Below are 26,673 nucleotides of genomic sequence, written 5' to 3' on the forward strand. Positions count from 1 at the left end.
CATGAACGTGAACACAACGCCCGGCCCAGGGATGCCATGGATAAAGAAACTTGCGTTCCTCGGTCCCGTGGGCGTTCTCTCGTCGTGTTGTACAACACCGCCCGGCCGCATTCCCAAATCGCCTGGCAGACACCGGCCGAGTTCGCCACCACCTTCAATCTGCGACGGTCGCTCGCGCTGCGCGATGCCAAAGGCTCCGCGCCAGCGCCCGTCGCTTCACCCGCCCAGCAGGGCACAACCCACGCCGGAAACGAACTCAAAACTGGATAGAAACTGGGGGCAACGTCACCGCCGACCACATGACCCAGAAGGAAAACGCCAAGTTGAGGCGCAGATAGCCTGCAGGCATTCAAAAAGCCATCGAGGAACTTTGAACCGTCGCGGCCGTTTACCGGCTATCGCGTTCGGAAAGTTCCGCCATGAATGTCAGCGACGAAAGGACTGTATCCTTTTGGGCGGCAACCGAAGTAGCGCCTGATGCAGTTCCGCTCGAGCGGAGTGAACAGGTCGATGTCGTGGTCGTCGGATCTGGCATTGCCGGACTGTCGGTCGCGTTCGAACTGGCCATCGCCGGGCAAAAGGTGGCAGTGCTCGATCGCGGCCGGATCGGAAGCGGCATGACGGCCCGCACCACCGCGCATCTGTCATCGATCTGCGACGACTACTTTTCGGAACTGATCAAATTGCGTGGCGAGGAACTGGCGCGGATCTACTACCAAAGCCAGTCGGCCGCTATCGACCGTATCCGATCGATTCAGGAGGCGGAGGGCATGCCGTGTGATTTCCGCCGCCTCGAAGGCTTTCTGTTTCCGGCGTCGGGCAGGAAGGAATCCGTCATCGAGCGCGAACTGGACGCCGCTCTGAAGATCGGTGTCGACGTCGAGAAAACCGTGGGCGTGCCGCTTGCTGGGTTTTCGGACGCGCCCGTCCTTCGTTACCTCAATCAGGCGACATTCCACCCGCTCAAATATCTCCGCGGGCTGGCTGCCGGCATCCGCGCGCGCGGCGGCGCGCTTTATGCGGATACCATCGTCGACAAAGTCGAGGAGACTGACGGCGGCGTGCGCGTAAGCACGGTCTCGGGCTTTGCCGTGTCTGCCAGATCGGCCGTTGTCGCCACCAACTCGCCGATCAACGATCGGGTGGCGCTCCACACCAAACAGGCGCCGTATCGGACCTACGCGATGGCATTCGAGATCGCGCGCGACATTTTGCCGGATGCACTCTATTGGGACACGCTGGACCCCTATCACTACGTCCGTCTGCAGCCTGGCGAAGGCAAGACCGACTTTCTGATCGTCGGTGGTGAGGATCACAAGACAGGGCAGGCCGACGACGCCGACGACCGCTTCGCTGCCCTGGCGGCCTGGACCAAAGGGTTGGTGGCCGATATCGGCGCGGAAGCCAATCGATGGTCCGGGCAGGTAATGGAGACCGTCGATTACGCCGGGTTCATCGGCCGTAATCCCGGCAACGGGCACGTCTTCGTTGCTACCGGCGATTCCGGTCAGGGCATCACCCATGGGGTTGTGGCCGGCCAATTGATTTCCGACCTGATCCTGAGGGGGGAAAGCCCCTGGCGGGAACTTTACGAACCCTCTCGCAAGACGGCACGCGCGATCGGCGATTATTTGGCGGAGAATGCGACAGCGATCAGGAGTTTTGCCGAGTATGTCGCGCCTGGTGAAATTGATGCCGCCGATAAGCTGCGGCCCGGACAGGGGGCTATCGTCCGCCAGGGGCTTACCAAAGTCGCTGCCTTTCGCGATGAGGACGGCACGCTCTACAAGCGATCGGCCGCATGCACCCATATCGGTTGCCATGTCCATTGGAATTCGTTGGAACGCTGCTGGGACTGCCCCTGCCACGGCTCGCATTTTGCCGTCGATGGCACGGCTTTGAACGGACCGGCCGTAGCGCCCCTGGCTGAGGTGGAATAGCTATGGCGACTCCCGTTGAGGCGAGATGCCGCAATGCCAGCTCAGGCGAAGATGCTGCTTGGTAGCCGCTCGACACTGGCACCCGATGGACCCCATCGCCAGGTAATTCGTAGGTCGATCCCCGAATCTTTCTCGGCTTTGGAATCCGCTGTGCAGCCAATCACTCTGCATTCAATTCCACCTTTCCTCCATCGCAAACGTCAGGTGCTTTTGAGCGCTTCGTTCATCCCGTTCGGGTAGAAGGCGCCCTTGCTGACGCCGGCCTTGTCGGTCGAGATAGAACGATCCGAAGCACTTCCTGGGGCGTCCTCGTGAAGGCGATCGCATCCGGGGTCCATGGAACGATATTGGCTCTGCCCTTGCCAGCCAGACGAAGTGACCGTCCGACCGGGCCTTACACGCGCAGCTTTCAGTTCCGACGGCACCCAAGTCGCAATTATTCCGGCGAAGAAAGGGTCCGTATCGTTCGCGTTTTCCAGACACCCAACGACCTCATTGACTTCGCCCGGCGCACCTCCCAGAGCTTGACCAAGACCGCTCTGGTCTTGATCAATGCGCCACGCCGTCGGATGCGTGCAGAAGTCTCCAGGTCAAGCCGATGCTGCCATCGAACTCGGATGCAAAATGTTCGGCGGCGACACCTTCCAGGCCGTCATCGACAAGAGCCTCGATGGTTCGTCGCACCAGCGCGAGCTGCATCTCGCGGGCGTGTGCCAGGTCTGTCTCTCTCATGATTTCCGTGACGTGGTAGGCGACAACGGGCTGGCCGAGGCAAGACATGAGCGCGCTCGCTTCTGACGTCACTGCGGTAACTGCGTCTTCGATCTTCATTCTGGCGCTCCTCATCAAACATGATGCGGCGCCTCCCCATGACACGACGGTGTTCCGTCGCTTCTTTTTCAATTTCGAATGTCGTGAGTGAAAGTCTGGTGCGCGAACAGGAGAATTACCCTCTCTTGTTCCAATCTCCTTGAGCAGCCACGCTACCCAAATCAGTATGCTGCAAAATTGAATTAAAGGCGACCGAATAGTTAATCGATGGTTAATGGCTGCGCTCGCATCTCGGGCATTCGGCGCATGAAACATCGGGCAGGTCCGCCTCGCGCCTCATGTCAGCCATTGAAGGCACTGTTGCCACTGCCTGAACGCAGACATTGTTGGCGATCATTTTGGAGGCCGCGGTTGCGCCAGGAGCAGCGGTGAGCCCAGCCAATCTGACTGGGAGCGTGACCTTGCCCCTCTGATCTAATCCGGTTTGAAGTTCGTTCTGGCCCATCGAGAGGACCAGGACATGAAACGTAGCCAGTTCTCTGAAGAGCAGATCATCGGAATTTTGAAGGAACATGAGGCCGGGGTATCGGTTGCCGATCTGTGCCGCAAGCACGGGGTCAGCGACGCCTCGATTTACAACTGGAAGGCCCGCTTCGGCGGGATGGATGTCTCCGAGGCTCGGCGACTGAAGGCTCTGGAGGACGAGAACACGCGGCTGAAGCGGCTTCTGGCCGACGCCATGCTCGACAATGCCGCGTTGAAGGATCTTGTGGGAAAGAAATGGTGACGCCCGCGGCCAAGCGGAAAGCTGTCGCTTGCCTGAAGGAAGGCTTCGGGATGAGCGAACGGCGGGCGTGTAAAGCCATCGGCTGTTGCCGCATGACGGTTCGCTACGAGACCAGCGGGCCGGACGACCGCGAGCTTCGCGAGCGGATGAAGGCGATCGCGCAGCAGCGTCGCCGGTTCGGCTACCGGCGTCTTCTCGTGATGCTGAGGCGGGAGGGCCTGGTCGTGAACCACAAGAAGCTGTTCCGGCTCTATCGGGAGGAGAAGCTCGCCGTTCGCCGCCGACCGGGCATTGGACGGACTGAAGCAGAAAGAAGATAATGAAATGGATAAGATAGAGCGGCATCTTGCTCTTGCTCCTACGATGGACTGGATGAACGTGGCGATCAACATCTTTCGGATACATTCGTGATAGCGGCGCAGCAGCCGCCAAGCTCAGATAACAGGACATCTGTTTAGAAAACCAAACATCAGATTTGATATCCGGCAGTCGACGTGCTATGGCTCCAGAGCAGAAGGAACTTGCGCCATGGCACGCTCGACCGCTCAAAGCGCTTTGCGCTATCCACTCACCATTATGCTCGGCACCGACGCAAGCGTGAGATTGCTCCGGGAATTATCCCGGCACGGCGGCTTGCTTTCTTCACCATTGCTTGCGGCTCGTAGCGGGCTTGCGAGGGCAAGCGTGTGGTCTGCTCTCGCAACCTTGGAGGGGATTGGCATCGTATCTTCAGAGGGAACGGGCAGGGCTCGTCTTTATCGGTTGAATGATCGCCATCCACTGGCGACATCACTGCAAGCCCTCTTTGAGCAGGAGGCGCTTAGGTATTCCAACATTCGCGCTGTAGTCACTGAGGCGGTCTCCGCAGTTCGGCCGAACGTACTCGCGGCCTGGATTTACGGCAGCGTGGCGAGGGGCGAGGACCGTCCAGACAGCGATCTCGACATCGCAGTGGTTACGCCATCCGAAAAGCTAGAAAGCGCGCTCCAAGAGATCCGTGAGGCACTGGTGACCCACGGTGAAGACCTTGGCTTCAATCCCTCGGTGGTGGGAGTCACTCCGCAGGATGTGGCGAGGCTGTCGAGCACGGGAGACCCTTGGTGGGGCGGCGTCGAAGCAAATGCCCTGCTCGTCTTGGGTCCACGCCCGGACGAACTCGCAACAAAAACTCGCCAGAAGGCGTTGGCATGACCAGAAGAGGTGCGACGAAAGTAGTCGAGACAGGCTTTGGCGAGGAGCGATTGCGCATCGCCCGCTCATATTTGAAGGCTGCCCGTTTGGAGGTGCAATGTCTGAACGGGTGACATCGGCAATCCGGCTATGTCGCAGATCGTGAATGCGGCAATAGCATACGCCGATGCGCTCACTGCCCGATTTGCAGGAACGATCAACCGCGCGGATAATGCGGCCGTGGTGAAAACCATGCGCGATGCGCTTGGAAATCGCCTTCCTGCAGCGCAGGCCAGCCGGTTGCGGAGCATTCTCCATGAGAAGGACGAAGCTCAATACGGAATCAGGGCAAAATCACTACCCGAAGCCGAGAGCTTGCTCGACAAGTTGGAAAAGTTCGCGGAGTGGGCGGAAAAAGAACTGGAAGTCTGATCAGCAATGGAGGCGGCATGTCGCTTATGGCGACCTGAATGTTACTTCAGCAGTTTGATCAGCACTGTGAAAGCCGCGTCGATGTCAGCGCGAACCGCGGCCCGGACAGCTTCCGCGTTGCGATCTCGCAGCGCTGCAAACATCTGCTGATGGTGCTGGTTGGCGGTCGAATAATTTCCAGAATCGTGCAGCATGTTGAAATAGGGACTGATCTGCAGCCACAGGTTCTCGATGATGTTGAGCATGTTTTCCGAACCCGCGGCTCGATAGATGGAGAAATGAAAGGCGTAGTTGGCCCTGAGGTAGGATTTGACGTCGCCGGCGGCATTGGCCTGTTCGAGTGCGTCCAGATGCTGGCGCAGCAGCGCCACGCTGGGATCGTCCATTCGCTCGGCCGCCCATGCGGCGGCGATCGCCTCGATCTCAAACCTGACGTTCCTGAGATCGATGAGTCGCGCGCGGCTTAATGCCGGTATCCCGATCGAACGGCCCGAAACCACCATCAATGCGTTGGCGGCGCTCAGACGCCGCAGGGCCTCGCGAACCGGCATGGGGCTGACGCCGAAAGCGTCGGCAAGGCTCTGCACCGTCACCATTTCACCTGGAACGATACTGCCGTCGAGGATCAACTCGGTGACGTGCCGGTAAACCCTGTCCTGCAGGGTTTCCCTGGACAGCGGCGTAATCTCGACGCCCGGCTTCCTGAATGCCGCCCCAGCCATCTGTGCCTACCTTTCCCCATACGGCGACGCTCTTGTCCTACCCGGCGCCTGTGCCCGGAATGCAAGGTTCGGATTGCCGCGTCAAGCGCCGGCGTATCCGGCTTTTACCCACTAGCATTTCATCATTGATCTTTGATCAAATCATGATACGGTCAGCTGCATCGAATGACAAGGAGCACGTTTCGTGCCCTTGGGAGGCATTTGGTCGTCTGAACTGGGAGGAGTTTCGAATGGGTATCGGATCGAAAGCCCGGCGGCTCGCGCTGCTTGCCGGCATGGCTGTTTGCGCCTTCGGGATGTCGGCGGCCGAGGCGGCCGGAAAGCACAAAATATTTCTCAGCATGAGCTTCATCGGCAATGACTGGCAGGCCGAGGCCGCCAACATGGTCAAGGCGATGGCGTCGCACAAGAGCATGGCCGACAAGGTCGACCTCCAGGTTCAGGTGGCCGGGCCGAACGCACAGCGCCAGATCCAGCAGATCAACGCGATGGTGCAGGCAGGTGCCGAAGCCATCGTGATCTTCCCGATCTCGCCGACAGCGCTCAACCAGGTGGTGAAGAACGCCTGCGACAAGGGGGTAAAGGTGTTTGCCTATGATGCCGAGATCACAGAGCCCTGCGCCTACAACGTCCATATCGATCAGGAAGAGGCTGGCCGCGTGACGGCGGAGTGGCTGGTCAAGAAGCTCAATGGCAAGGGCAACATCATCGCAGTGACCGGCGTTCCCGGCACCTCGGTCGACGATCTGCGCACCAAGGCCGCAAAGGAGGTGTTTGCCAAGCATCCCGACATCAAGATCGTGGGCGAGGCTGTCGGTATGTGGAGCCAGGCGGTGGCCCGTACCGAACTTTCCAAGATATTGGCGACGCGCAGCTGGGATGACATAAATGGGCTGTGGATGCAGGTCGGCTGCTTCACCGCCAATTCCATGCAGCTCGAGGCCGGCAAGAAGAGCAGCGAATTGCTGCCTTGCGCCGGCGAGGGCTCCAATGGCGGGCGCATCCAGATGCTGCCGGAGGGCACGGAGGTCGAGGGCGCAGCCTCTCCCTATGCGCCGCTCGGCGCGCCGCGTATCTCCTATGCATCGCCGCCCTATTCCGGCGCGCTCGCCCTCAAGCTTGCGGTCGAGGCGCTTGACGGCAAGGAGGTTGCCAAGAAGACGATCCTGCCGCTGCCGGTCGTCACCAACGACACGATAAAGCTTTGTGACGAAGGCACCTGGGCGGAGATGAAGGCTGGCTGTAACGCCTTCAAACCGTCGCTGGTCTCCAACCCCGGCTGGTTCGCCTCGATCTTCTCCGACCAGACACCTGAAATCGGTCTCGCGGCCGCCCTTGTCGGGCAGCCCGAGGAGTAAGGCTCTCCGAATGGGGCGTGGGGTGCTTTGGAGGCACTCCCACGCACCCCGTGCAGGCCGGGACTGGGATCATGATGTCAGCGCAATCGACAGCTGTCGGCATAGAGGGCGTCCGCAAGGCGTTTGGTGCCACGGTCGCCCTCGATGGCGTCTCCTTTGAGATCGTTTCGGGCAGCGTGCACGCGCTGCTCGGCGAAAACGGTGCCGGCAAGTCGACGCTCGTCAAGCTGCTGTCGGGACTGGTGCGGCCCGACGAAGGGCAAATCACCGTTCTTGGTGAACCGGCGCCACTCGGTTCGCCGCGCGCCGCGCACGCCAAAGGCGTGCAGACAGCCTTCCAGGAAATGACGCTGGTGCGCGATCTCAGCGTTCTCGACAACATGCTGCTGCCCTACGCGCCTGTCGGCCCGAGCGGCCTGATCAGGCGGGCGAGCGCGCGCAGGGCGGTGCGCCAGCACATTTCAGATCTCGGCTTTTCGGTCGATCTTGATGCCGAGGTCGCGACCCTCGATCTCGCCGTCCGCCAGAAGATCGAAATCGCGCGCGCGCTCTATCGCAAGCCGCGCATCCTCCTGCTCGACGAACCGACCTCGACGCTGTCGGGCGGCGATGTCGAATGGCTGGGCGGCATCATCGCGCGACTTAAGGCCGCCGGCACGACGGTCGTGTTCATCACCCACCGCATGCGAGAGGTGCGGGCCTTCTGCGACACGCTGACCATTCTCAGAAACGGCCGTCATATCGTGACGGCGCCGGTGGCCGACGTCCCGGATGGAGAAGTGATCGAAAAGATCATCGGTCGCAGCATCGCCCAGACCTTTCCGCCAAAACCCGAAAGCGAGGCGGTCTTCGGTCCGCCGGTGCTCGGCGTACGCGATCTCAAGGCCGGCATGAAGCTCGACGGCGTCGGTTTCGACCTCCGCAAGGGCGAGATTCTCGGCATTGCCGGGCTTCAGGGCATGGGCCAGCTCGACCTGTTCCTCGCCTGCTTCGGCATGGCCGAGATCGAGCGCGGCCATATCCTGGTCGACGGGCGCGAAGTGTGGCTGGGCTCGCCCGCCGATGCGCTCAAGCCCAACATGGCGATCGGGCTGGTGCCGGAGGACCGCAAGACCGAAGGCCTGTTCCTGAAGCTCTCGGGCCGGCAAAACGTATCGCTGCCGGTCGTCGCGCGTTTTACCCGATTTGGCCTGATCAGCAGGCACGAGGAGGCGCAGGCCGTCCAGTCCGCCTTCTCGGCGGTCGAGGTCGACCACCGCGCCATGTGGACGAGGGCGGGGGCGTTTTCGGGCGGTAACCAGCAGAAGATCGCCATCGCCAAATGGCTGGTCGCCGAGAGCCGCATCCTGCTGCTCTTCGACCCAACCCGCGGCATCGACGTCGGCACCAAGCACGAGCTCTATGTGATGATGCGCGACTATGTGGCGGCCGGCGGCTCGATCCTTCTGCATTCAACCGAAATTCCCGAGCTGGTCCATCAATGCGACCGAGTGCTCGTCCTCTATGACGGTCGCCTGGTGGCGGAGCTTGCCGGCAACCACATCACGGAAGGCGCGATCATGCGACCGGCGCTGGGGCAAGGCGAGTTGGTCCGGGAGGCGGCGGAATGAGCGTGACGAGTTTGCCCGCCGCGGCACCGGCCGCGACATTGACGCGGCTTCTCGCGCGGCACAGCGGCGCGATCATCGCGGCGATCGTCTTTGCGGTGCTCCTGCTTATCGTCGATCTGGTCAGTGCCGGGCGGCTCACCTATTTCGACATTTCGTTTCTCTCCAGCGGCGGCGCCACCTCGGCGCTGGCGGCGATCGGCCAGACGGTGGTCATCCTGTCCGGCGGTTTCGATCTGTCCGCCGGCGCGGTGATCTCGCTGGTCAATGTCGTCCTGGCAAAAGGTATGGATCCGATGGCGACCGGCACCAGTGTCGCGCTGTGGACCTTGGCCGGAATTGGGGTCGGCATGCTGGTCGGCGCCTTCAACGGCTTCTTCATTGCCGTCCTGCGCATGCAGCCTATCGTCGTCACGCTGTCGACCATGTTCATCCTGCAGGGAGTAACGCTGCTGGTCATGGACAAGCCGGGCGGCTTCGTCTCGCCCGATCTTGGCGCCTTCTATCTCGGTGATGCTATCGCCGGTTGGATACCGATGCCGCTGGTGGTCATCGGCGTCGTCCTGCTCGCCTGGTTCTGGCTCAAAGGCACACGCTTCGGGACGGCGCTTTATGCCGTCGGCAGCGATCCGGACGCGGCCGCTTCGGTCGGCGTGCGCGTCGTTCTCGTGCGCTTCCTGATCTATGTCATAGCCGGCGGCTGCTACGGGCTCGCCGGCGTCTTCATCAGCGCACAGACGGGCAGCGGCGATCCGCTCGTCGGTAACCCGTTGTTGCTGTCGATGTTCGCGGCGGTCGTCGTCGGCGGTACAAGGCTGGGCGGCGGTCAAGGCGGGCCGGTTGGCACCGTCTTCGGCGCCTACATCCTGATGATGGTCGTCAACATCCTGCTCGTACTCAACGTCTCGGCCTATTATTCGACGATCGCCGAGGGCACGATCCTGATCCTTGCCGTGCTTGCCGGCTCGCTGTCGCATGGCTCCGTGCTCGCCCGCCAACTGCGTGCGCTGCGGGCGCGATTGGCCGCATGGCGCGCCGGAATGCTGCCCTCGCAGATCGATCGCACCGACCGGCGGCTGAGGATCGCGCGTGGCAGCACCGACGATCAGCAGGCGCCGCAGCCGGCCTTCCATATACGCAACGCCGAGACGCTGCGTTATGCGCTGCCGGCCTATGTCTGCCTGGCCGTGGTCGTGATCATCACCCAAATCTGGCTCGGACGCGCCATCGTCAACGTCACCTACTGGAACTCGCTTTTCGTGCTGTCGAGCTTCCTCGCCGTCCTGGCGCTTGGGCAAGGCAGCGTAATCCTCACCGGCGGGCTCGACCTGTCGGTGCCGTGGACGATCGGTCTCTCGGGCATCCTGCTTGCCGGCATGGTCAACGGCTCGGATGGTGCACTTGCCTATGCGCTGCCGGCGGTGCTGCTCACAGCTTGCCTGATCGGTCTTGCCAACGGCATCGGCATCGTCTTCCTCGGCATTTCGCCGATCGTGATGACGCTGGCCACCAACGGCATTCTGCAAGGCGTCGCGCTGCTTTACTCGCAGGGTACGCCGGCCGGCTTCTCCTCGCCGATGCTGCGCTGGTTCATGACCGGGAAGGTATTCGTTGTGACGCCGGTGGTGCTGTTCATGATCGCCTTCGTCGTCTTTGCTGTGCTGCTGCTTGGCCGCACCCCTTTCGGCCGCCGGGTTTATGGCATCGGCAACAGCCTGCGCGCGGCCCAGCTCTCCGGCATCGCGGTCGGGCGCACGCTCATCCTCGTCTATGTGCTGTCGGCGGTCTGCGCGGGGCTCGTCGGCATCATGCTGACCGGCTTTTCCGGCCAGGCCAGCCTCGGCATGGGTGACGACTATCTGCTGCCCTCGATCGCCGTAGTCGTCGTCGGCGGTGCGCTGATCACCGGCGGGCGCGGCCACTATCTCGGCATGCTGGGGGGCGTGCTGCTTTTGACGGCGTTGCAGATGCTGCTCGCCGGCACGACGCTGCCTTATGCAACGCGGGCGATCCTGTTCGGGTTGGTGGTGCTCGCTGCGGTCATGGCGCTGCGCGAAAGGCGGATTCAATGAAAGGATGGAATAATGAGCTCCAGCGCACCGGTATCGGCGGACGAATTCCTGACCGGGCTCAAAGGCCAACGCGTGCTGGTCACGGCGGGCGCCGGCGGCATCGGCTTTGCCATTGCCGAGACACTGTCGCGGCTCGGCGCGCGTGTCGTGATCTGCGACATTTCCGACGAGGCGCTGGCCGCCGCTCCAGAGAGGCTCACACTCGCCGGCGCAGTCAAAGCGGACGTTTCGCGCGACGACGATGTCGACCGGCTGTTCGAGACCGTAAAGGAGAAGCTCGGCGGGCTCGACGCCCTGATCAACAATGCCGGCATTGCCGGGCCGACCGGCGGGGTCGATGAGATCGATCCGGCAGACTGGCGGCGCTGCATAGATATCTGCCTGACCGGCCAGTTCCTGTGCGCGCGCCGTGCCGTGCCGCTGATCAAGGCGGCGGGCGGCGGCTCGATCATCTCGATGTCTTCGGCCGCCGGCCGCCATGGCTACGCGTTCCGCACGCCGTACTCGGCTGCCAAGTTCGGCGTTGTCGGCCTGACCCAGAGCCTTGCCAAGGAACTCGGACCGCATGGGATCAGGGTCAACGCCATCTTGCCCGGCATCATAGAGGGACCGCGCATCGACAAGGTCATTGCCGACCGGGCAAAGCAGCTCGGCGTTTCAAACGAGGAGATGACACAACGCTATCTGCAGAACATCTCGCTGCGCCGCATGACCAGCCCATACGATGTCGCGGCGATGGTGGCCTTCCTGCTTTCCGATGCGGGCATCAACATTTCCGGCCAGTCGCTCGGCGTCGACGGCAACGTCGAGACACTCTGAGGGGGAGATCATGGCGAAGGTAGCAATTGTCGGAAGCGGCTTCATCGGGCGAGCGTGGGCGATAAGCTTCGCTCGTGCCGGCCATGATGTGCGCATGTGGGACCAGGCACCGGCCGCGGCCAGCGGTGCGCGCGACTATATCGCTGGGGTGCTCGGCGACCTTGCCGCCAACGATCTGCTGCGGGGACAGGCGGTCGATACCGTGCTTGGCCGCATCACCATTGTGGAGGAGCTTGGCGAGGCCCTGGCCGATGCCGTCCATGTCCAGGAGAACACGCCGGAAAACCTCGAGGTGAAGCGTGACGTGTTCTCCCGCATCGACGCACTTTCCGGTCCGCAGGCGGTGATCGCCAGTTCCACCTCGGCGCTGTTGCCGTCGAGATTCACCGATCATCTTGAGGGGCGCCATCGCTGCCTCGTCGTGCACCCGATCAATCCGCCCTATCTCATCCCGGCAGCGGAGGTGGTGCCGGCGCCATGGACCTCCGCCGAAACGGTGGAAAGGACCCGCGCGTTTCTTGTCGAGGCGGGCCATGCGCCACTGGTGATGAAGCGCGAGCTCGACGGCTTCATCATGAACCGCTTGCAAGGCGCGCTGTTGGAGGAGGCGTTTCGGCTCGTCGCCGACGGCTATGCCAGCGTCGAGGACGTCGACACTGGCCTGCGCGACGGGCTGGCGCTGCGCTGGTCGTTCATGGGTCCGTTCGAGACGATCGACCTCAATGCACCCGGTGGTGTGCGCGACTATGTCGAGCGCTATCAGGCGATCTATTCCAACATCTTCCCGCAGATGCTGCGCCGCGTCGACTGGGCCGGCGAGGTCATGGAGACGATCGAGGCCGAGCGCCGCAAGCGCCTGCCGCGGGAAGAACTCGGCGAACGGCAGGTCTGGCGCGACCGCCGGCTGATGGCGCTGGCGGCGCACAAGAAAAAGTCGGATCAGGAGTTTGGACAATGACGCAAACAAGCCGCAAGCCCGGCGCCCAGCAACCCAGCGGCAAGGTCATTATCACCTGCGCGGTGACGGGGGCGATCCACACGCCGACTATGTCGCCTTATCTACCGATCACGCCGGACCAGATCGCGCGCGAGGCGATCGCGGCGGCGGAGGCGGGTGCGGCGATCCTGCATCTGCATGCCCGCGACCCCGAGACCGGCAAGCCCGACCAGACGCCAGAGGCGTTCGCGCGTTTCCTGCCGCGCGTCAAGCAAGGCACCAATGCCGCCATCAACATCACCACCGGCGGCAGTCCTTACATGAAGGTGGAGGAGCGTGTGCGCCCCGCCGCCCAGTTCAAGCCGGAGGTCGCCTCGCTCAACATGGGCTCGATCAATTTCGGGCTCTATCACCTCGCCGACAAATACGAGACGTTCAAGTTCGATTGGGAAAAGCCGCATCTGGAAGCGACGCGTGATCTGGTCTTCCGCAACTCGTTCAAGGACATCGAATACATACTGGCAACCTGCTACGACAATGGGACCCGCTTCGAGTTCGAGTGCTACGACATCGCCCATCTCTATAACCTCTCCCATTTCGCCGATCGCGGGCTGGTGAAGCCGCCGTTCTTCGTGCAGTCGGTGTTCGGCCTGCTCGGCGGCATCGGCACGCACCCGGAAGACGTCGCCCATATGAAGCGCACCGCCGATCGCCTGTTCGGCGACCAGTTCCGCTGGTCGGTGCTGGGTGCGGGCGCCAGCCAGTTGCGCATCGCGGCACAATCGGCAGCGCTTGGCGGCAACATTCGCGTTGGGCTCGAAGACAGTCTTTGGGCCGGTAGGGGCAGGCTTGCCAAGTCGAATGCCGAGCAGGTGGTGCTTGCCCGCAAGATCGTCGAAGGCCTCGGCATGGAAGTGGCAACGCCCGACGAGGCCCGCGAAATCCTGTCATTGAAGGGCGGCGATCAGGTCGCGTTTTGACCGGTTTCTGCAAGGTTCGAACAGAGGAGGACGGCATGAAGATCGAAGTCGTGGTGGACGTGAAGACCACGCTGGGCGAGGGACCGCTGTGGGACGTTGAACAGGAGCGCCTCTACTGGATCGACAGTTTCGACGGGCGTGTGTTTCGGGCAACCGCCGACGGTAGTGAGATCCGTTGCTGGGACGTGCCGATGAAGATCGGTTCGATGGCATTGCGCAAGGACGGCGGCGGCGCTGTGGTATCGCTGCAGCGCGGTTTCCATCTGCTTGATTTCGCCACCGGCGAGGTGACGCCGATTCACGATCCGGAGCCGGACAGGCCGATGAACCGGCTCAATGACGGCAAGGTCGACCGGCGCGGCCGCTTCTTCGCCGGCTCAATGGACACGATGGAAGAGGGACCCTCCGGCGGGCTCTACCGGCTCGATTCGGATTTCTCCGTTACCAGAATAGATTCTGGCATCATCTGCTCGAACGGTCCGTGCTGGAGCCCGGACGACCGCACCTTTTATTTCGCCGACACCTGGACCGGCGAGATCTGGGCCTACGACTACGACATCGCAACCGGTGCCGCCACCAACCGGCGCACTTTCACGCGTGTCGATACCAGCCGGGGAGGGGCGGCTGACGGCTCAACTGTCGATGCGGAAGGATTCCTGTGGAACGCGCTGGTCTATGATGGCAGGCTGGTCCGCTACGCGCCCGACGGCAGCGTTGATCGCATCATCGACATGCCCGTCAAGAAGATCACCAGCGTCATGTTCGGCGGGCCGAGGCTCGACACCCTGTACGTCACTTCGATGGCCAAGCCGCCGCTGCCGCGCTTTCCGGGCGACGGAGTTTTACGCGGCAGCCTTTTTGCCATCACCGGCCTCGGCGTAACGGGAGTTCCCGAGCCAAGATTTGCCGCGTAAATCGGTGCGTAATGGCGATGTCCTTCCTGCCTGCTTGGTGCCACCCCAACGTCCCGCCGCAGGGCAACTGGCGCTGGAAGCTCGTGCCCTGCGGTTCTGATGGAACCCACAATGAGAGGCTTGAGGTGCCTTCGCCTGACGTGCGCGCGAACGTGTCCCTGGAGAAACCATCAACCGAGCGTTGGAAACCTGCTCGCAACAAGAAATCCACCCATTAGCATCGAGTGCCTCTTCGTCCCGCAAATTGGTCAGAGCTACGCTGTCCACCAAGACAACCTTTTCATTGTCTATGTCATAGACTTCCCAAAGTCCGTCCCTGATCCTTCGGATGGCGTGTCGACGCTCCATAAGCGGAACCTAATACTCGAGTCGCGGCGACGTTGATAGAAAATTCGGGCACGAGCCGATCATAATAGTGGAAAACCGCAGGTCGCCCTGACGATGCTCTTGCGATTGAGTCCACGAAAAAGCGCTTCAGAAAACGAAGAGCACCGATGGCGGCAGCACGACAGGCGGTGCGCCGGCTATCACCAGTCCTGTGTTGAGGGCAGGTTGGTTTCCGCTATCAACCGCTTCGTCATCGACCACAAGCTGCAGTCATAGCCCTTCGTCTGGACCGACGATCCCGACAAAATCATCACGGCCGCCGCGCGTGCACCAGGTGCTGGAGTCGATCCATAGCATTGACTATAGCAGTGTGGCGGTCCGCGAATGTCCGCTCTCCCAATAGGCAAGTTCGACCCCAAACAGACGTCCTCGTCAGTCTTTCGCTAGTCGACACGCAGGCCTCGATGGCGACGACGTCCGTGAACGACAGGATTGGAGCTTTCGGTACTGACATACGGTTCTACCTCAGGCAAAGAGCAAATCATGGACTACGGCGCCCATCAGGACAACGATTGCGAGCAGGGAGACTGCAAAAGCGATCGTGCGCCAAGGCTGCATGGCCTTCAGATAGACTATCGAATGTACGATCCTGGCGACTACAAAAATTGCGAAAATGGGAATTGCAATTGCTGCCTTTCCTCCCGTGAAAACAAAGAGCAGGCCCAGCAGCAGAAATGGATAGATCGTGGCCTCGGCATTGCGGTGTGCGCGCAGGAGCCGCGCGACAGTTGGCGGGTCAATTTCTGACACGGGTACACCATAGCGAGCCCCATCCTCCGGATTGATTGCCACGCCACCCTTCGCGCGGATCGCCCCGCTGGAAGCCCAGAGCATCAGAAGATTAAGGCATAGAACGACGCAGGTGATGGCATACGCCACCAGAGCCGCATCTGCCGCTGTCCAGATTGATTGTTGCATCTAATGTTACTCGCCGCTGCTCGGAGCAGTTGACGGAGAGCTGGATGTCCGTTGTGCCATCGCGCCAATATGTGCGGCAAGGTTGTCCAATGTCTTGGCCGTTCCGGTGTCGATGCCCATTTTCAGATATTGCTCCAACCGTTCCGCCGAGCCGCACTCGATCCTCACCGTCAGAAACGTCTTGCCGCCAGTCTCGTCGAGAATGACACGCCCGATCGCCCCCATTGCTTCGAAGACGAGATGACGCGGCGGTGCGATCTCGCGATAGACGCCAGCGAACTGGTTGGCGCCAGGGAGATGCCGGTTGACGAACCTGAAGGCCCCTCCCGGACGCAGGTCGATCTCGCATTGTGCGAGCGGTTCGCCTGATGGATCCCACCAGCATGCCACATGCTCCGGCTGCGTCCATGCCTCGAAGACCTGTTCACAGGGCGCAGCAAGCACGCGCGTCAGAATGATCGTGTGCTTGTCCCGGTCGAGTATCAGGTCGGTGTTCGCGATCCCTGCCAGCATGCTACTTCTCCTTTTTGCCCATTTTTTCGAGGTGGCGATCCAGATTGTCGAGCCTGTCTTCCCATTGGCTGCGAAACGGCTCTACCCAGTCGGCAATATCCTTGAGAGCCGTTGTCACCAGCTTGCGCGGTCGCCGCTGCGCATCACGTCCGCGTTCGATGAAACCCGCATCCTCCAGCACCTTGAGATGCTTGGAGATCGTGGGTTGACTGAGTTCGAATGGTGCCAGCAGTTCCGACACCGTGGCTTCGCCCGTCGCAAGGCGGGCCAGGATCGCGCGTCGCGTGGGATCGGAGAGGGCCGAGAATGCCTTGCTCAGACGGTCGCCGGTGGGTCCATATATTGCCATATGACTATATAGCCATATGGCGATTAACGAGTCAAGACCTTAGATAAGAGGCCGTCGGCTAGGCACGACGATTGCCTCGGGTGGGCGGGCTTCTTTTGCTTACCCTATCCGAGGAGTCCGATGGGTATGTCTGGGGAAGCCGCTCCAGATTGCCAATCGTTTTCCTGTTGAGCTGCATACCGATTGCCTATTCGGCACCGGGCGGAGATGTTTCAATGGCCAGGACCTCCAAGCCGTCAATTTCTTGCATCACCTTTCCAGCGATGCCTTGCAAGTCGCCGTACATCCCCGCGGTCGACTCGATTACGCCTTGTATTTGAGCCTCCCGCTTGGCCCACAGGCGTGTTGTGGCCTTGCGTTCCTTGGCCAGGTCCTCCTGCATATCAGAGAACTTTTCGACGATGGCCTCGACGCGATGGCGGAACCGCGGACCGGTCAGATAGCCATAGACCTGCTCCATTTTGGTGGCTTGGCCGTCCTGGGCGAGGCGGGAGTTCGCCAGCTCGATGAGTGATTGTCGCAGCATGATTGCGATCGGCATCGCGCATTTGGGATGGGCGACATAGACCCCGTCCAGAAGATCGAAGGTTTCCACACCGGCAGGCAGAGCTTCCGAGATCATAAGCGCAATGTCCGCCTTTGCGGCCCGCTGATCAGCCCTGAGCTTCCCCAACCAACCCTGGCTCCATTTCTTGGTGCGTTTCGATTCCCACAAAATGGCGCCGCATGGCTGGCCGGCCGGTCCGACGACGCGGTGCAGGACATCTCCGCCGAACTCACCCTTGGCAACCGGTTCAATGACGTCCATCGGGAACCGGCTGGCAATGAGGGCTTCCAGCTGAAGCTCCAGAACTTCACCCTGCAGCTGCTGGGAACCCTGTTCCGCACGGCGCTTCAGCTCCTCAATCTGACGCTGCATGCCTGCGATCTGTTCTTCCTTTTCCGCGACCTTCATTTTGAGCCCGTCTTCCGCTTCCGACCTCGCCTTGACGCGAACGGCGTCCAGCCCCTCCTGGATCTTCCTTTCGATGGTCAGCGCCATCTCCCGGCTTTCGTCGTCAAGCGCACGCTGCTTTTTCAGGAATTCCGCCTGTTGCTGCTGGGCCTCGGTGAGCTTTTCGTCGCGCGCCTTCAACGTCGCCTCCAGCTCGGCAAGCTTCTTATCCTTGTCCTCCAGGTCTACCGAAAGCAGCAATTTTGCCTTGCGGGCTTCCTCGACCGCGATTCCGGCACGCTCAAGCTTGATTTGCCCAGCCACCTGGTTGGCGATGTCCTGTTTGGCGGCGACGATCTCGGCCTGCTGGCGCTTGAGCTCCTCTTCTCTGGCAGCCATCGATGCCTTGCTCTGCGCCAGGCGCATTTCGTATTCTTCACGCGTGGCGGCAATCAAAGGGGCCGCGAGCGACTCATTGAGCTTGATTTCCGTCTTGCAGCTTGGGCAGCTGATTATCGGTTCATTGAGAATCCTGTCCCCCTGCAGCATGGTATTGATGGGCTGGACGGTCATCTGCGCGCTGCCTCCCTGAGGAATCAGTTAAAGGACACGCCAGACTATATATCTCGCCACGCGTTTTCGGAAAAGAACAAAAAGTGAACCAGTTTTCTGCGGCTCCATGAAGTCCATGTGATCGGCGATGTATCTGCGCGTGCTGACTGAGAAGGCGAGGGCCCGGGAGTTTTCGGTCGGGCCTATGCTGATGGCTGCTTTGAAAGCTCGTGGGTCACCGACCAGGATGGCCGGTAACGGAATCGCCTAGCCTTGCTCTAATTTAGCTTGGGCCATATTTGCTGTGACTGAGTGGTGATCCCACAGGAATCGAACCTGTGACCTACAAATTAGGAGTTTGTCAGGCGACCTTTACTGTTGTTTCCCAATGCCGGTCTTTGTACGATTGCGCTGCCACTAACATGTTCAAGTTGTTGTAGTTTCGTACTGCACGGCTATAATAGCGTAGACAAACCAACAGAGCGCGTGGCATTGCTTACTATACGTCGGCCAAACCGGACTGCCGCAACTGCGCGACGGCGTCGACCTCGCCTGGTATAGCGGTCTTACCACCATGGTTGACGCCTGCGAGGTCCAGCAGCACGCCCCTTGTCATCGGTCCAGCGTGACCAAGAGTCCGGTGTGCGTCAAATCCCGAACAAGGCCATGGTTTCTTCTTATTCCTTTTTGGGTCAGGGCGGGCAGGCGCTCTCGATTATCCTTGCCGACAACCAATCCAGGCCAACGTCCGACGTCGATCGTGCATGCCGCACGAGGCTGAACGTAAACGGATCAATGGCGAGTGGCGTTTCAAGGACCGCAAGCCCGAACTGATCGGCGTATTTGGCGGCGAGCCGGGCCGGGACCGTTGAAGAGAGATCGCCGCTCGCCACAACGCCCATGGCCGTCATGAACATCGGGACGCTGGCGACAACCCGGCGCCGAAGCCGGCGCTTCTTCAGAGCCTGATCGACCATCCCATGAAATCCACCCCTGAATGAGACGAGGATGTGATCGAGCGATAGGTATTCTTCGAGCGACATCGCCGCGTGGTGAGCGACCGGATGGTCTTTCCTGACAACAACGACGAAGTCTTCTTCGAAGACTGGCACGGCCCGGAACTCGTCGGGCAGATCCCAGACGCGCCCGATCGCCATCTCCATTTCGTTGGTGCGCAGGGCGTTCAGGCTTTCGGTTCCGACAGCGAATTGAAACGCCACCCGGCATCCAGGTGCCTCGGCACGCAACGTCCTTATCAGCGGCGGGGCAATCACGGCGCCGACAAGGTCGTTGCCGGCGAGCCGGAACGAGCGCGTGGATGTTTCGGGGTCGAAGTGCGTGGGAACCTTGAGTGCATCCTGGGCAAGTCGAAGAATGACTTCGACTTGTGGGAGAAGCTGTGAGGCACGCTGTGTCGGTTCCAGACCGTTCGGGCGCCTGACGAACAGGGGATCGTCGAAGAGTTCCCGTAGCCGAGCCAGCGCATGGCTGACGGCAGACTGGCTGACACCCAGCGTAGCCGCAACAAGCGTTGTCTTTTGCAATCGAACGAGATCGCGAAAGATCGTCAGCATGGTGAAGTCGAGCCGGCGCAGTTTCTGCTGATCGGTGTTGGCTTTGCTAGTCAACTGCATCTCCTACTTGCTGCACCAGCCATCCTGTTCGGCCATGATATCCGAATTGTTCATATCACCTATCCAGCGATTTCAGTTGAACGAATAATGACTCATCCTATGATCGAAGGCGAGAGGTTCGGTCGTGGCAGTGGCCGGTCGCAAGAAGGGATCGCTGAACTTGATGGATAGTCCACTGGGCGCACCGACCAAGGTCGGATCGCTGGATCGAAGGCAATTGCTGGTCGCGACCGGCGCTCTGCTCCTGTCGGCGCAGGTCACCGTCAAAGCGCGGGCCGCATCTTCACTCCCCGACAAATTCATCAATGCCTGGCTGCGCATCGATCCAGACGACATGGTGACGATCATGCTCTCCCAGTCGGAAATGGGACAGGGCATCCAAACCACCCTTCCTTTGGTGCTCGCCGACGAACTCGGCGCCGACTGGTCGCGCGTCGCGCTTGAATGGGCCGATTTCGATCCCGTATACCGGCACCCGCAATATCAATGGATGTTCACCGGCAACAGCGAATCGATCTCGACCTTCTTCCCGATCATGCGCACCGTTGGCGCCGCCGCACGCGAGATGCTCGTCGGCGCGGCCGCGACGCGTCTGGGGGTTGCCGCTGCGAGCCTTCGCGTCGACCAGGGCCGCATCCATCATGATCCGACTGACCGGGTGGTGAGTTTTGGTTCGGTTGCCGCTGACGCGGCAAGGCTCGATATCCCAAAGGATCCTCATCTCAGGCCGACAAGCAGCTTGGAACTGATCGGCAAGCCGCAGCCACGCGTCGACATACCCTCGAAAGTCGATGGCTCGGCGATTTTCGGCATCGACGTGAAGGTGCCCGGCATGGCGGTGGCCGCCATCCGCCGCGCTCCTTCGCAAGGGGGATCGCTGGCGGCCTTCGACCCAACGGCGATCAAGGCTGAGCGCGGTGTGCTTGCCGTCGTCGAAATTCCGTCCGGCCTCGCTGTCGTTGCCAATGACTACTGGACGGCGAAGCGGGCTCTCGATGGCGCAGAGCTTACATTCAAGCCGGGTCCACTCGCCGGATATTCAACCAGTGGCCAAAGGGCCGAATATAGCGCGCTGCTGAAATCCGCGTCGTTCGACACGAAAGTCAAAGCGGGCGACGCTTCTGCCGTTCTGGCGGCTGCCGACAGCCCGCTGGAGGCTATCTTCGAAATCCCGGTGCAGGCGCACGCGACGATGGAGCCGATGAACTGCACGGCCCATGTGACGGACGATCGGTGCGAGTTGTGGATCCCGACACAGGGCGTCGAGATCACCCACGCTGTCGCCAAGCAGATGCTGGGTCTCGCCGACGACCAGATCATCATCCACAGAACGTTGCTGGGCGGCGGCTTTGGGCGGCGGCTGCTCGCGGATTTCGCGAAGATCACGATCCTGGTTGCAAAGGCCGCCGGCCGCCCGGTCAAGGTTATCTGGAGTCGGGAAGAGGATTTCCGCTACGACGCCTACCGGCCGCCAATGGTCCATGCGGTGAAGGCGTCTCTCGGCAATGACGGGTTGCCGGCGGCGATGACGCATCGTGTCGTCTCGCCGTCCCACATGCTCTACATATTCCCGCGCGGTGTCATCAAGGCACAGGGCGACTGGGCGCGGCCGATCATGCCGCCGGCGGCATACGATGGCATGGCCGTCGAGGGCCTGACTGAGACGCCTTACGCCATTGCGAACTATGCGGTCGAACAACATCGCGTCGACACGCCGCTCTCGGTTTCCGTCTGGCGCACGACCGGCCACGGACCGAACAATTTCGTCCTGGAAAGCGTCATCGACGAGTTGGCGCACCGCGCCAATGCCGACCCGCTTTCGTATCGGCTGAGACTTGCCGCTTCCGATCCCCGCGCGGTCGCGGTGCTGAACGCTGTCGGCGCGCTGTGCGGCTGGCAGGCTGCATTACCGGCGGGGCGATTCCGCGGTCTGGCGCTCGCCAAAGCATTCGGCGGCTATATCGCGCAAGTCGTCGAACTCTCCGTCAAGGACAAGACCATCAAGTGTCACCATGTCTGGAGCGCCGTCGATATCGGCCAGACCCTCGACCCAGGCATTGCCAAATCCAACATCGAGGGCGGCGTGGTCTGGGGACTTTCAGGCCTGCGCACCGAGGTAACCTTCGCAGACGGCGAGATCGAGCAGACGAATTTCGATCAGTTTGACCCGCTGCACGTGTCCGAGACGCCTGTCATCATGACTCGGTTCGTCGAGAGCGGCGCCAAGCCGACAGGCGTCGGGGAGATTGGTCCCGTGCCGACGCACGCCGCTTTCTGCAACGCCGTGTTCGCCGCGACAGGCGAGCGCATCCGAGCCCTGCCGATTTCGCGCAGCGGCTACCAGCGGATCTGACGGGAGCAACGCAATGACACGATTTTCCGTCAATGGTCGCGCGGTCACGGTCGACGCCGAGCCTGACATGCCGCTGCTTTGGGCATTGCGCGATCACCTCGGCCTGACGGGCACTAAATTCGGTTGCGGCATCGCTGCCTGCGGCGCCTGTACAGTGCATGTCGATGGCCAGCCCGTGCGCTCCTGTTCCTTTTCGCTCGGTGAAGCTGAGGACAAACATGTCACGACGATCGAGGGACTTTCGGATAACCGCTCGCATCCCTTGCAGCAGGCCTGGATCGCAGAGCAGGTTCCCCAATGCGGCTATTGCCAGTCCGGCATGATCATGGCCGCCGCCGCGCTGATCAACGACAAGCCGCATCCGACGGATGAAGACATCGATGCGGCAATCACCAATCTGTGCCGCTGCGGCACCTATGCCCGCATCCGCGCCGCGGTGCATCGCGCTGCGGGTGATGCGTGATGACTGGCCATCGGCTTGCGCTGGGAGCGCTCGTCGGCGTGACGATTGCCGCCGTCTCGGCGTTCGTGCAGCCGCTGTGGTCGCAAACGAACGGCAGCAGTACGGCCTCAGCCGACGCCTTCGCGACGGTCGCCCGCGTCATGACAAGCCCGCGTTGCCAGAATTGCCACACATTGACTGACTATCCGCGCCAGGGCGACGACCGGCATCGACATCTGTTTCGTGTGGCGCGTGGACCCGCGGATCATGGTGCGGCGGGCCTGCCATGTTCATCATGTCATGGAAAATCGAACAATGCGGCCAGCGGCGTCCCCGGCGCCGACGAGAACTGGCGCCTCGCGCCACTCAGCATGGGCTTGGACGGCCTTTCGACAAATGAGCTCTGCGAACATTTGAAAGACCCGCGGCACAACGGAAACCGCACTGGCGATCAGGTCATCAACCATCTCAGATCGGCGCTTGTGAGATGGGCCTGGTCACCAGGTACCGATCGGACCGGGCAAGCACGAACGACCCCGCCGATCCCCTATGATGAATTCGTGATGGATGCCGAAATCTGGATGAGGAGCGGAGCCGAGTGTCCGAAATAGCCAAGCCTGAGGATCTGCCGGATCGCAACACACTGAACAAAGGCGCCGCCGACCGAGGTCGCCGCCACTTTCTGCAATATGTGGCCGGTGCGACAGCCGCCCGGGCCGGGTTGTGCGGGTGCGGCATTCATCCCGCCCTTGCGGCCAGCAGCACGACTACGACGCCTGGTGCGGGACCTGTGGTCGACCCTGGCAAAGGCTACCTTGTCCAGCAGATTAGCGATGGGCTTTATTGGGTTACAGATGGTGCCTACAGCACCATGTTTCTTGTCTCTTCGACCGGGGTGATCGCTTGCGATGCGCCACCCAGCCTTGGGGAAAACTACTTTAGGGCTATCGCGGACGTCACGGACAAGCCGGTGACGCATCTGGTCTACAGCCACGAACATGTCGACCATATCGCCGGCGCGCATCTGTTTGCAAAGGACGTTACGATCGTCGCCCACGCCCGGACAGCCGAACTGCTCTCATCGCGGAAGGACCAGCGGCGCCCGGCTCCAACTGTAACCTTCGAAACGACCTATACCCTTGAGCAGGGAAACCAACGCCTCGAACTGGCCTACAAGGGCATCAACCATTCGATCGACAACATCTTCATCTTCGCGCCACGCCAGAAGACCCTGATGTTCATCGACGTCGTTTATCCCGGCTGGATGCCCTATAAGAATCTCGGCGTCGCCGTCGATATTCCCGGCTTCGTCGAAGCACACCGCACTGTTCTTGCCTACGACTTCGAGACGCTGGTCGCCGGCCACGTCAGTCGTCCTGGAAACCGCGCGGATGTCGAGACCCAGGTCGAACTGGTGAAGGACCTCGTCGAGGCGGCGGAACAGGCCTACGCGAGCCTGTCCTTTCCCGCCTTCCTGAAGCAGCATCCGCCAGGGCGCAGTGGCAAAACAGCCTGGGACCTTCATCAGGGCTATGAGCAGGCCCTGGTCTCCCAGATGCATGATGGGCTGCTAACGAAATGGCGCGACAGGCTCGCCGGGACCGAAACCTACCTGCGCGACAATTGCTGGGCGATGCTCGAAACATTCGTCGTCCAGGGCAAGCCGGATATCTCCGGGCTGTAACGCAATACTGTTTGTGGATTCAACCTTCACGGCCTGCGAACCTGAGCAGGTATTGGCAATGGTCGAACGTCAGAACCTATCCACAGCAAAAGCCTTCGCAATTGCACGGCGGCAGGGCTTGACGTGCCCCACGGCAGGGCATTGACGAGGAGTTGACGGATGGCGAACGTTGTTATCGTGGCGGGCGGCTGGCATGGAGGCTGTGAGATCACGCCTTTCGCGCGCAAGCTGCGTGAACTTGGACATGAAGTCGTTTCTGCAGCTATGCTGGACCGACGTAGCAGACCAAAGTGGATTGTCACAGCCTTCGGAGTCACCCAAGGCAGGCGTGCATCAATGTGGCGCATATCTAGCCCGGATATCTCACACAGTCTTTCGGCGCGAGGCTGGCGGCGGAGATTTGCCGGCGCTTGAGCTGCGGGCAAAGGATGTCGGCCGCTTGGAGCGGACACCGCCGCGCTCAAGGCCGAGTGCGAGGCTGGCGACCGGGCGAAGGATCTGCTGGAAGCGTTCTCAACGACGCCTGCCACGACTGTCGCCGGCGTGGCGGGCAAGCTTGAGGCCGTGTTGCACGAGGGTAAGGCCTGGGAGGAATGCTCCGAGTTCCCCTGGCCGCAAATCCGCTCGGCGCTTAGCGATCTGGTGCGCATCGCCCGGCAGAACATACCGGAACAGTTCTTTTCACGGCGAGCAGCGTCCTAAGATCCTGAGGCGGCGGGCTGGCTGCTGTTTCCGCGGCTGAAAAATGGAGGCGCGATATTAAGATCCCGCCCAACCCAACTTCCGGCTTCAGCCGAGAACCCCTCAGCTTGCAGCGAAGCGTCTGCCTCACGTCACCCTTTAACCGCCATGGAATTGCCAGCGCAGAGCACTCTTGCGGCATCTCACCATCGGGCGGTGAGCGATCCCAATCTGTTGGATGCCTTCAACCGCGATGCCGCCGTGCAGAACGGACCGTGCCTGAAGCTGCAGCGGCAGCGACAGTCCTGTGGGGAAAGACAGCCGCAACCGCAATCGCCTGGTGCGCCATGTCGGCGTATTGCAACGGGCGGATACGGGAGTACCGGTTCTGGTTTCGGGTATTCGCCTATCTTTGCCGAAGTGGGAGCAGCGTCGGAGAAGGTTCGTCCAGGCTTTTCCCGACAGGGAAATCATGTTCGACGAGGGAACTGCCTGCTTGTCGAGAGAACGCCGGACCGAAGTCAGCCCGTCAAGGCCAGAGCCGCATCGCTGTGGCGCGTGCTGCGCCAGCCTTGACCGGCAGTCTTCGGCCCGGCGGCCGCTTTGGACGCAGGCGAAACTCCGGTACGAGCCGTACCGCTCTACCCCTCGGGGTACATTACTCCGGCAATTCGTCGCCCTTGATCGGCGCCTTCCCTTTGCCCGCCCGTTTCAGGATGTGCAGCGCCTTGGGAAGGTCGGCACGGGCGGCGCGTTCCTGAAAGTAACTTTCCGTGCGCAGCGCCGAAAGCTTCTCAGCGACTGCCACGTTAATGAACTGGTTGAGCGGCACGCCTTCGCTCTCCGCCACCTTGCGCGCCTCATCCAGAAGCGAGAGCTGAAGCCGCAGTGCGAAATTGCTTCTCCTCATGTCTTTCTCTCCAATCGTCTCAGCGCCTCGCCCGGCGACAGGACCAAGATACCGAAGCGCTCGGCCACTTTGCCGAAGTCGCGCAGGTTGAACGTCACTATAGCATCCGCCCGTCCGTTTGCCGCAGCTTCCAGCACCATGTCGTCGTCCGGGTCGCGCACGGCGGGTCGCCAGAGGAAGAGAAGGCGAACCGGCTCGGCGACGGCCGCCACGGCATCTAGCAACGCGTTCACATCCTCGGCCGACAGGCCGGAAGCCTCAAGGTGCTCGGGCCTTGTCATGACCGCCTGGTACTCGATCATCAACGTCACCGAAGCGATGAGCGTCAGCCGGCGCTCCAAAGCCGCCACCAACAGTTGGCGCGAGGCGCCAGCATCACTTCGGATCCCAGCCACCATGGTCGCCGTATCGAGAAGCAGTCTCATGCAGACATATTGGATATCGCGTGCGATATTGCAAGGGGGCCGAGCTTTTGGCGATTTAGTCTGCCTTCGGTATTCCAAATCGCAGCGCGCAAGTTTTTGCACGCCACACTACGACGGCGCGACAACTGAACTTGTCTTGCTGATCCATCACGCCGCTCAATGCCCTCGATCTACACAGAAGAGCGGGCATGCCATGGTGGACGAGGCCAAACCTGGGAACGACAGTGCAAGCCACGACTACAGGGCTGACATGTCGGCACGAGACACGGCTGAACGAGCCGTCCTGTCGATCGCCCGTTTGTTGGGTCGGCGGGTTGCTCGGGAGCATTCGAGGAATTGCAGGCGGCCAACGGCAACAAAGTTCATCCTCCTAAGAAAACAC

General features: G+C 61.3%; 24 protein-coding genes and 3 pseudogenes. 17 read left to right on the top strand and 10 right to left on the bottom strand.

Annotated elements, in window-relative coordinates:
* Together NKI72_RS17495 and NKI72_RS17500 are read left to right on the top strand one after the other, a co-directional pair.
* Nucleotides 1-270 (top strand): annotated as a pseudogene (locus tag NKI72_RS17495) (IS3 family transposase); the annotation flags it as partial.
* 149 nt (nucleotides 271-419) lie between these two features.
* Complete coding sequence (locus tag NKI72_RS17500; protein WP_352850364.1) at nucleotides 420-1,940, top strand: FAD-dependent oxidoreductase; 1,521 nt, start codon at nucleotides 420-422, stop codon at nucleotides 1,938-1,940.
* Nucleotides 1,941-2,140: 200 nt separating this feature from the next.
* Here the strand turns inward: NKI72_RS17500 and NKI72_RS17505 are convergent.
* Nucleotides 2,141-2,298, bottom strand: a pseudogene (locus tag NKI72_RS17505) (ferritin-like domain-containing protein); the annotation flags it as partial.
* 191 nt (nucleotides 2,299-2,489) lie between these two features.
* Entirely contained in the window at nucleotides 2,490-2,771 is a 282-nt protein-coding gene (locus NKI72_RS17510; protein ID WP_352473173.1) for a hypothetical protein, read from the bottom strand.
* Between the two features lie 460 nt (nucleotides 2,772-3,231).
* On the opposite strand from NKI72_RS17510, the pseudogene NKI72_RS17515 reads away from it, so the two are divergent.
* The 3 genes and pseudogenes from NKI72_RS17515 to NKI72_RS17525 all read left to right on the top strand — a co-directional run.
* A pseudogene (locus tag NKI72_RS17515) lies at nucleotides 3,232-3,812 on the top strand (transposase); the annotation flags it as partial.
* A gap of 214 nt (nucleotides 3,813-4,026) precedes the next feature.
* Nucleotides 4,027-4,689, top strand: a complete 663-nt coding sequence (locus NKI72_RS17520; RefSeq protein ID WP_352473174.1) for a nucleotidyltransferase domain-containing protein — start codon at nucleotides 4,027-4,029, stop codon at nucleotides 4,687-4,689.
* 129 nt (nucleotides 4,690-4,818) lie between these two features.
* Nucleotides 4,819-5,100: a hypothetical protein gene (locus tag NKI72_RS17525; RefSeq protein WP_352850366.1), complete on the top strand. Its 282-nt coding sequence runs from the start codon at nucleotides 4,819-4,821 to the stop codon at nucleotides 5,098-5,100.
* Between the two features lie 41 nt (nucleotides 5,101-5,141).
* Here NKI72_RS17525 and NKI72_RS17530 read toward each other — a convergent pair whose 3' ends face one another.
* Nucleotides 5,142-5,822 carry a GntR family transcriptional regulator gene (locus NKI72_RS17530; RefSeq protein WP_352473177.1) on the bottom strand — a complete coding sequence of 227 codons (681 nt, stop codon included), beginning with the start codon at nucleotides 5,820-5,822 and terminating at the stop codon, nucleotides 5,142-5,144.
* Between the two features lie 230 nt (nucleotides 5,823-6,052).
* Here NKI72_RS17530 and NKI72_RS17535 point away from each other — a divergent pair, with 230 nt between their 5' ends.
* The 7 genes from NKI72_RS17535 (at nucleotide 6,053) to NKI72_RS17565 (ending at nucleotide 14,509) form a co-directional block, all read left to right on the top strand.
* Entirely contained in the window at nucleotides 6,053-7,180 is a 1,128-nt protein-coding gene (locus NKI72_RS17535) for a sugar ABC transporter substrate-binding protein (RefSeq protein ID WP_352473178.1), read from the top strand.
* A 71-nt stretch (nucleotides 7,181-7,251) separates the two neighbouring features.
* A complete protein-coding gene (locus NKI72_RS17540) occupies nucleotides 7,252-8,790 on the top strand; it encodes a sugar ABC transporter ATP-binding protein (RefSeq protein ID WP_352850368.1) in 1,539 nt (512 codons plus the stop codon).
* Complete coding sequence (locus tag NKI72_RS17545) at nucleotides 8,787-10,859, top strand: ABC transporter permease (protein WP_352850369.1); 2,073 nt, start codon at nucleotides 8,787-8,789, stop codon at nucleotides 10,857-10,859. Before NKI72_RS17540 ends, NKI72_RS17545 begins: the two co-directional genes overlap by 4 nt.
* Nucleotides 10,860-10,871: 12 nt before the next feature.
* Nucleotides 10,872-11,678 carry an SDR family oxidoreductase gene (locus NKI72_RS17550; protein ID WP_352473183.1) on the top strand — a complete coding sequence of 269 codons (807 nt, stop codon included), beginning with the start codon at nucleotides 10,872-10,874 and terminating at the stop codon, nucleotides 11,676-11,678.
* A gap of 10 nt (nucleotides 11,679-11,688) precedes the next feature.
* A complete protein-coding gene (locus NKI72_RS17555) occupies nucleotides 11,689-12,636 on the top strand; it encodes a 3-hydroxyacyl-CoA dehydrogenase (protein WP_352473185.1) in 948 nt (315 codons plus the stop codon).
* The gene (gene kce, locus NKI72_RS17560; protein WP_352686489.1) at nucleotides 12,633-13,595 is read left to right on the top strand and encodes a 3,5-dioxohexanoate:acetyl-CoA acetone transferase; all 963 of its coding nucleotides are present in this window, start codon (nucleotides 12,633-12,635) and stop codon (nucleotides 13,593-13,595) included. Before NKI72_RS17555 ends, kce begins: the two co-directional genes overlap by 4 nt.
* 35 nt (nucleotides 13,596-13,630) lie before the next feature.
* Nucleotides 13,631-14,509, top strand: coding sequence for an SMP-30/gluconolactonase/LRE family protein (locus NKI72_RS17565; RefSeq protein ID WP_352473187.1), 879 nt, complete (start codon nucleotides 13,631-13,633; stop codon nucleotides 14,507-14,509).
* 852 nt (nucleotides 14,510-15,361) lie between these two features.
* Here NKI72_RS17565 and NKI72_RS17570 read toward each other — a convergent pair.
* The 5 genes from NKI72_RS17570 to NKI72_RS17590 form a co-directional block, all read right to left on the bottom strand.
* Nucleotides 15,362-15,814: an MAPEG family protein gene (locus tag NKI72_RS17570; protein WP_352473188.1), complete on the bottom strand. Its 453-nt coding sequence runs from the start codon at nucleotides 15,812-15,814 to the stop codon at nucleotides 15,362-15,364.
* A gap of 6 nt (nucleotides 15,815-15,820) precedes the next feature.
* Nucleotides 15,821-16,327, bottom strand: coding sequence for an SRPBCC domain-containing protein (locus tag NKI72_RS17575; RefSeq protein ID WP_352850370.1), 507 nt, complete (start codon nucleotides 16,325-16,327; stop codon nucleotides 15,821-15,823).
* A gap of 1 nt (nucleotide 16,328) precedes the next feature.
* Complete coding sequence (locus NKI72_RS17580; RefSeq protein WP_352473191.1) at nucleotides 16,329-16,676, bottom strand: ArsR/SmtB family transcription factor; 348 nt, start codon at nucleotides 16,674-16,676, stop codon at nucleotides 16,329-16,331.
* A 187-nt stretch (nucleotides 16,677-16,863) separates the two neighbouring features.
* Entirely contained in the window at nucleotides 16,864-18,183 is a 1,320-nt protein-coding gene (locus NKI72_RS17585; protein ID WP_352850371.1) for a DUF2130 domain-containing protein, read from the bottom strand.
* A gap of 671 nt (nucleotides 18,184-18,854) precedes the next feature.
* Nucleotides 18,855-19,736 (bottom strand): LysR family transcriptional regulator, encoded by an 882-nt coding sequence (locus NKI72_RS17590; RefSeq protein WP_352850373.1) that lies wholly within the window; start codon nucleotides 19,734-19,736, stop codon nucleotides 18,855-18,857.
* A 223-nt stretch (nucleotides 19,737-19,959) separates the two neighbouring features.
* Here NKI72_RS17590 and NKI72_RS17595 point away from each other — a divergent pair, with 223 nt between their 5' ends.
* The 5 genes from NKI72_RS17595 (at nucleotide 19,960) to NKI72_RS35460 (ending at nucleotide 25,717) form a co-directional block, all read left to right on the top strand.
* Nucleotides 19,960-22,149 carry a xanthine dehydrogenase family protein molybdopterin-binding subunit gene (locus NKI72_RS17595; RefSeq protein ID WP_352850375.1) on the top strand — a complete coding sequence of 730 codons (2,190 nt, stop codon included), beginning with the start codon at nucleotides 19,960-19,962 and terminating at the stop codon, nucleotides 22,147-22,149.
* Between the two features lie 13 nt (nucleotides 22,150-22,162).
* On the top strand, nucleotides 22,163-22,612 hold the full coding sequence (locus tag NKI72_RS17600; RefSeq protein ID WP_352542524.1) for a (2Fe-2S)-binding protein: 450 nt from the start codon (nucleotides 22,163-22,165) through the stop codon (nucleotides 22,610-22,612).
* A 38-nt stretch (nucleotides 22,613-22,650) separates the two neighbouring features.
* Nucleotides 22,651-23,202, top strand: a complete 552-nt coding sequence (locus tag NKI72_RS17605) for a hypothetical protein (RefSeq protein ID WP_352850377.1) — start codon at nucleotides 22,651-22,653, stop codon at nucleotides 23,200-23,202.
* On the top strand, nucleotides 23,190-24,275 hold the full coding sequence (locus tag NKI72_RS17610; RefSeq protein WP_352850379.1) for an MBL fold metallo-hydrolase: 1,086 nt from the start codon (nucleotides 23,190-23,192) through the stop codon (nucleotides 24,273-24,275). Before NKI72_RS17605 ends, NKI72_RS17610 begins: the two co-directional genes overlap by 13 nt.
* A 956-nt stretch (nucleotides 24,276-25,231) precedes the next feature.
* Nucleotides 25,232-25,717 (top strand): Y4oE-related protein, encoded by a 486-nt coding sequence (locus tag NKI72_RS35460; protein WP_502908957.1) that lies wholly within the window; start codon nucleotides 25,232-25,234, stop codon nucleotides 25,715-25,717.
* Here the strand turns inward: NKI72_RS35460 and NKI72_RS17615 are convergent.
* Together NKI72_RS17615 and NKI72_RS17620 are read right to left on the bottom strand one after the other, a co-directional pair.
* Nucleotides 25,615-25,866 carry a hypothetical protein gene (locus NKI72_RS17615; RefSeq protein ID WP_023722511.1) on the bottom strand — a complete coding sequence of 84 codons (252 nt, stop codon included), beginning with the start codon at nucleotides 25,864-25,866 and terminating at the stop codon, nucleotides 25,615-25,617. The genes NKI72_RS35460 and NKI72_RS17615 overlap by 103 nt on opposite strands.
* Complete coding sequence (locus NKI72_RS17620) at nucleotides 25,863-26,291, bottom strand: putative toxin-antitoxin system toxin component, PIN family (RefSeq protein ID WP_352850381.1); 429 nt, start codon at nucleotides 26,289-26,291, stop codon at nucleotides 25,863-25,865. The genes NKI72_RS17615 and NKI72_RS17620 overlap by 4 nt, the downstream gene beginning before the upstream one ends.
* Nucleotides 26,292-26,673: the final 382 nt, after the last annotated feature.

The sequence above is a fragment of the Mesorhizobium sp. M0437 genome, assembly GCF_040321335.1.
Classification (GTDB): Bacteria; Pseudomonadota; Alphaproteobacteria; order Rhizobiales; family Rhizobiaceae; genus Mesorhizobium.

Excerpts from the sequence above, each read along its gene's own strand:
- NKI72_RS17510 (WP_352473173.1), bottom strand. The coding sequence starts at position 2,771 with ATGAAGATCGAAGACGCAGTTACCGCAGTGACGTCAGAAGCGAGCGCG.
- NKI72_RS17570 (WP_352473188.1), bottom strand. The coding sequence starts at position 15,814 with ATGCAACAATCAATCTGGACAGCGGCAGATGCGGCTCTGGTGGCGTAT.
- NKI72_RS17600 (WP_352542524.1), top strand. The coding sequence starts at position 22,163 with ATGACACGATTTTCCGTCAATGGTCGCGCGGTCACGGTCGACGCCGAG.
- NKI72_RS17545 (WP_352850369.1), top strand. The coding sequence starts at position 8,787 with ATGAGCGTGACGAGTTTGCCCGCCGCGGCACCGGCCGCGACATTGACG.
- kce (WP_352686489.1), top strand. The coding sequence starts at position 12,633 with ATGACGCAAACAAGCCGCAAGCCCGGCGCCCAGCAACCCAGCGGCAAG.
- NKI72_RS17555 (WP_352473185.1), top strand. The coding sequence starts at position 11,689 with ATGGCGAAGGTAGCAATTGTCGGAAGCGGCTTCATCGGGCGAGCGTGG.
- NKI72_RS17575 (WP_352850370.1), bottom strand. The coding sequence starts at position 16,327 with ATGCTGGCAGGGATCGCGAACACCGACCTGATACTCGACCGGGACAAG.
- NKI72_RS17540 (WP_352850368.1), top strand. The coding sequence starts at position 7,252 with ATGATGTCAGCGCAATCGACAGCTGTCGGCATAGAGGGCGTCCGCAAG.
- NKI72_RS17595 (WP_352850375.1), top strand. The coding sequence starts at position 19,960 with ATGGATAGTCCACTGGGCGCACCGACCAAGGTCGGATCGCTGGATCGA.
- NKI72_RS17585 (WP_352850371.1), bottom strand. The coding sequence starts at position 18,183 with ATGACCGTCCAGCCCATCAATACCATGCTGCAGGGGGACAGGATTCTC.
- NKI72_RS17580 (WP_352473191.1), bottom strand. The coding sequence starts at position 16,676 with ATGGCAATATATGGACCCACCGGCGACCGTCTGAGCAAGGCATTCTCG.
- NKI72_RS17525 (WP_352850366.1), top strand. The coding sequence starts at position 4,819 with ATGTCGCAGATCGTGAATGCGGCAATAGCATACGCCGATGCGCTCACT.
- NKI72_RS17590 (WP_352850373.1), bottom strand. The coding sequence starts at position 19,736 with ATGCTGACGATCTTTCGCGATCTCGTTCGATTGCAAAAGACAACGCTT.
- NKI72_RS17520 (WP_352473174.1), top strand. The coding sequence starts at position 4,027 with ATGGCACGCTCGACCGCTCAAAGCGCTTTGCGCTATCCACTCACCATT.
- NKI72_RS17530 (WP_352473177.1), bottom strand. The coding sequence starts at position 5,822 with ATGGCTGGGGCGGCATTCAGGAAGCCGGGCGTCGAGATTACGCCGCTG.
- NKI72_RS17620 (WP_352850381.1), bottom strand. The coding sequence starts at position 26,291 with ATGAGACTGCTTCTCGATACGGCGACCATGGTGGCTGGGATCCGAAGT.
- NKI72_RS17500 (WP_352850364.1), top strand. The coding sequence starts at position 420 with ATGAATGTCAGCGACGAAAGGACTGTATCCTTTTGGGCGGCAACCGAA.
- NKI72_RS17550 (WP_352473183.1), top strand. The coding sequence starts at position 10,872 with ATGAGCTCCAGCGCACCGGTATCGGCGGACGAATTCCTGACCGGGCTC.
- NKI72_RS17615 (WP_023722511.1), bottom strand. The coding sequence starts at position 25,866 with ATGAGGAGAAGCAATTTCGCACTGCGGCTTCAGCTCTCGCTTCTGGAT.
- NKI72_RS17535 (WP_352473178.1), top strand. The coding sequence starts at position 6,053 with ATGGGTATCGGATCGAAAGCCCGGCGGCTCGCGCTGCTTGCCGGCATG.
- NKI72_RS17565 (WP_352473187.1), top strand. The coding sequence starts at position 13,631 with ATGAAGATCGAAGTCGTGGTGGACGTGAAGACCACGCTGGGCGAGGGA.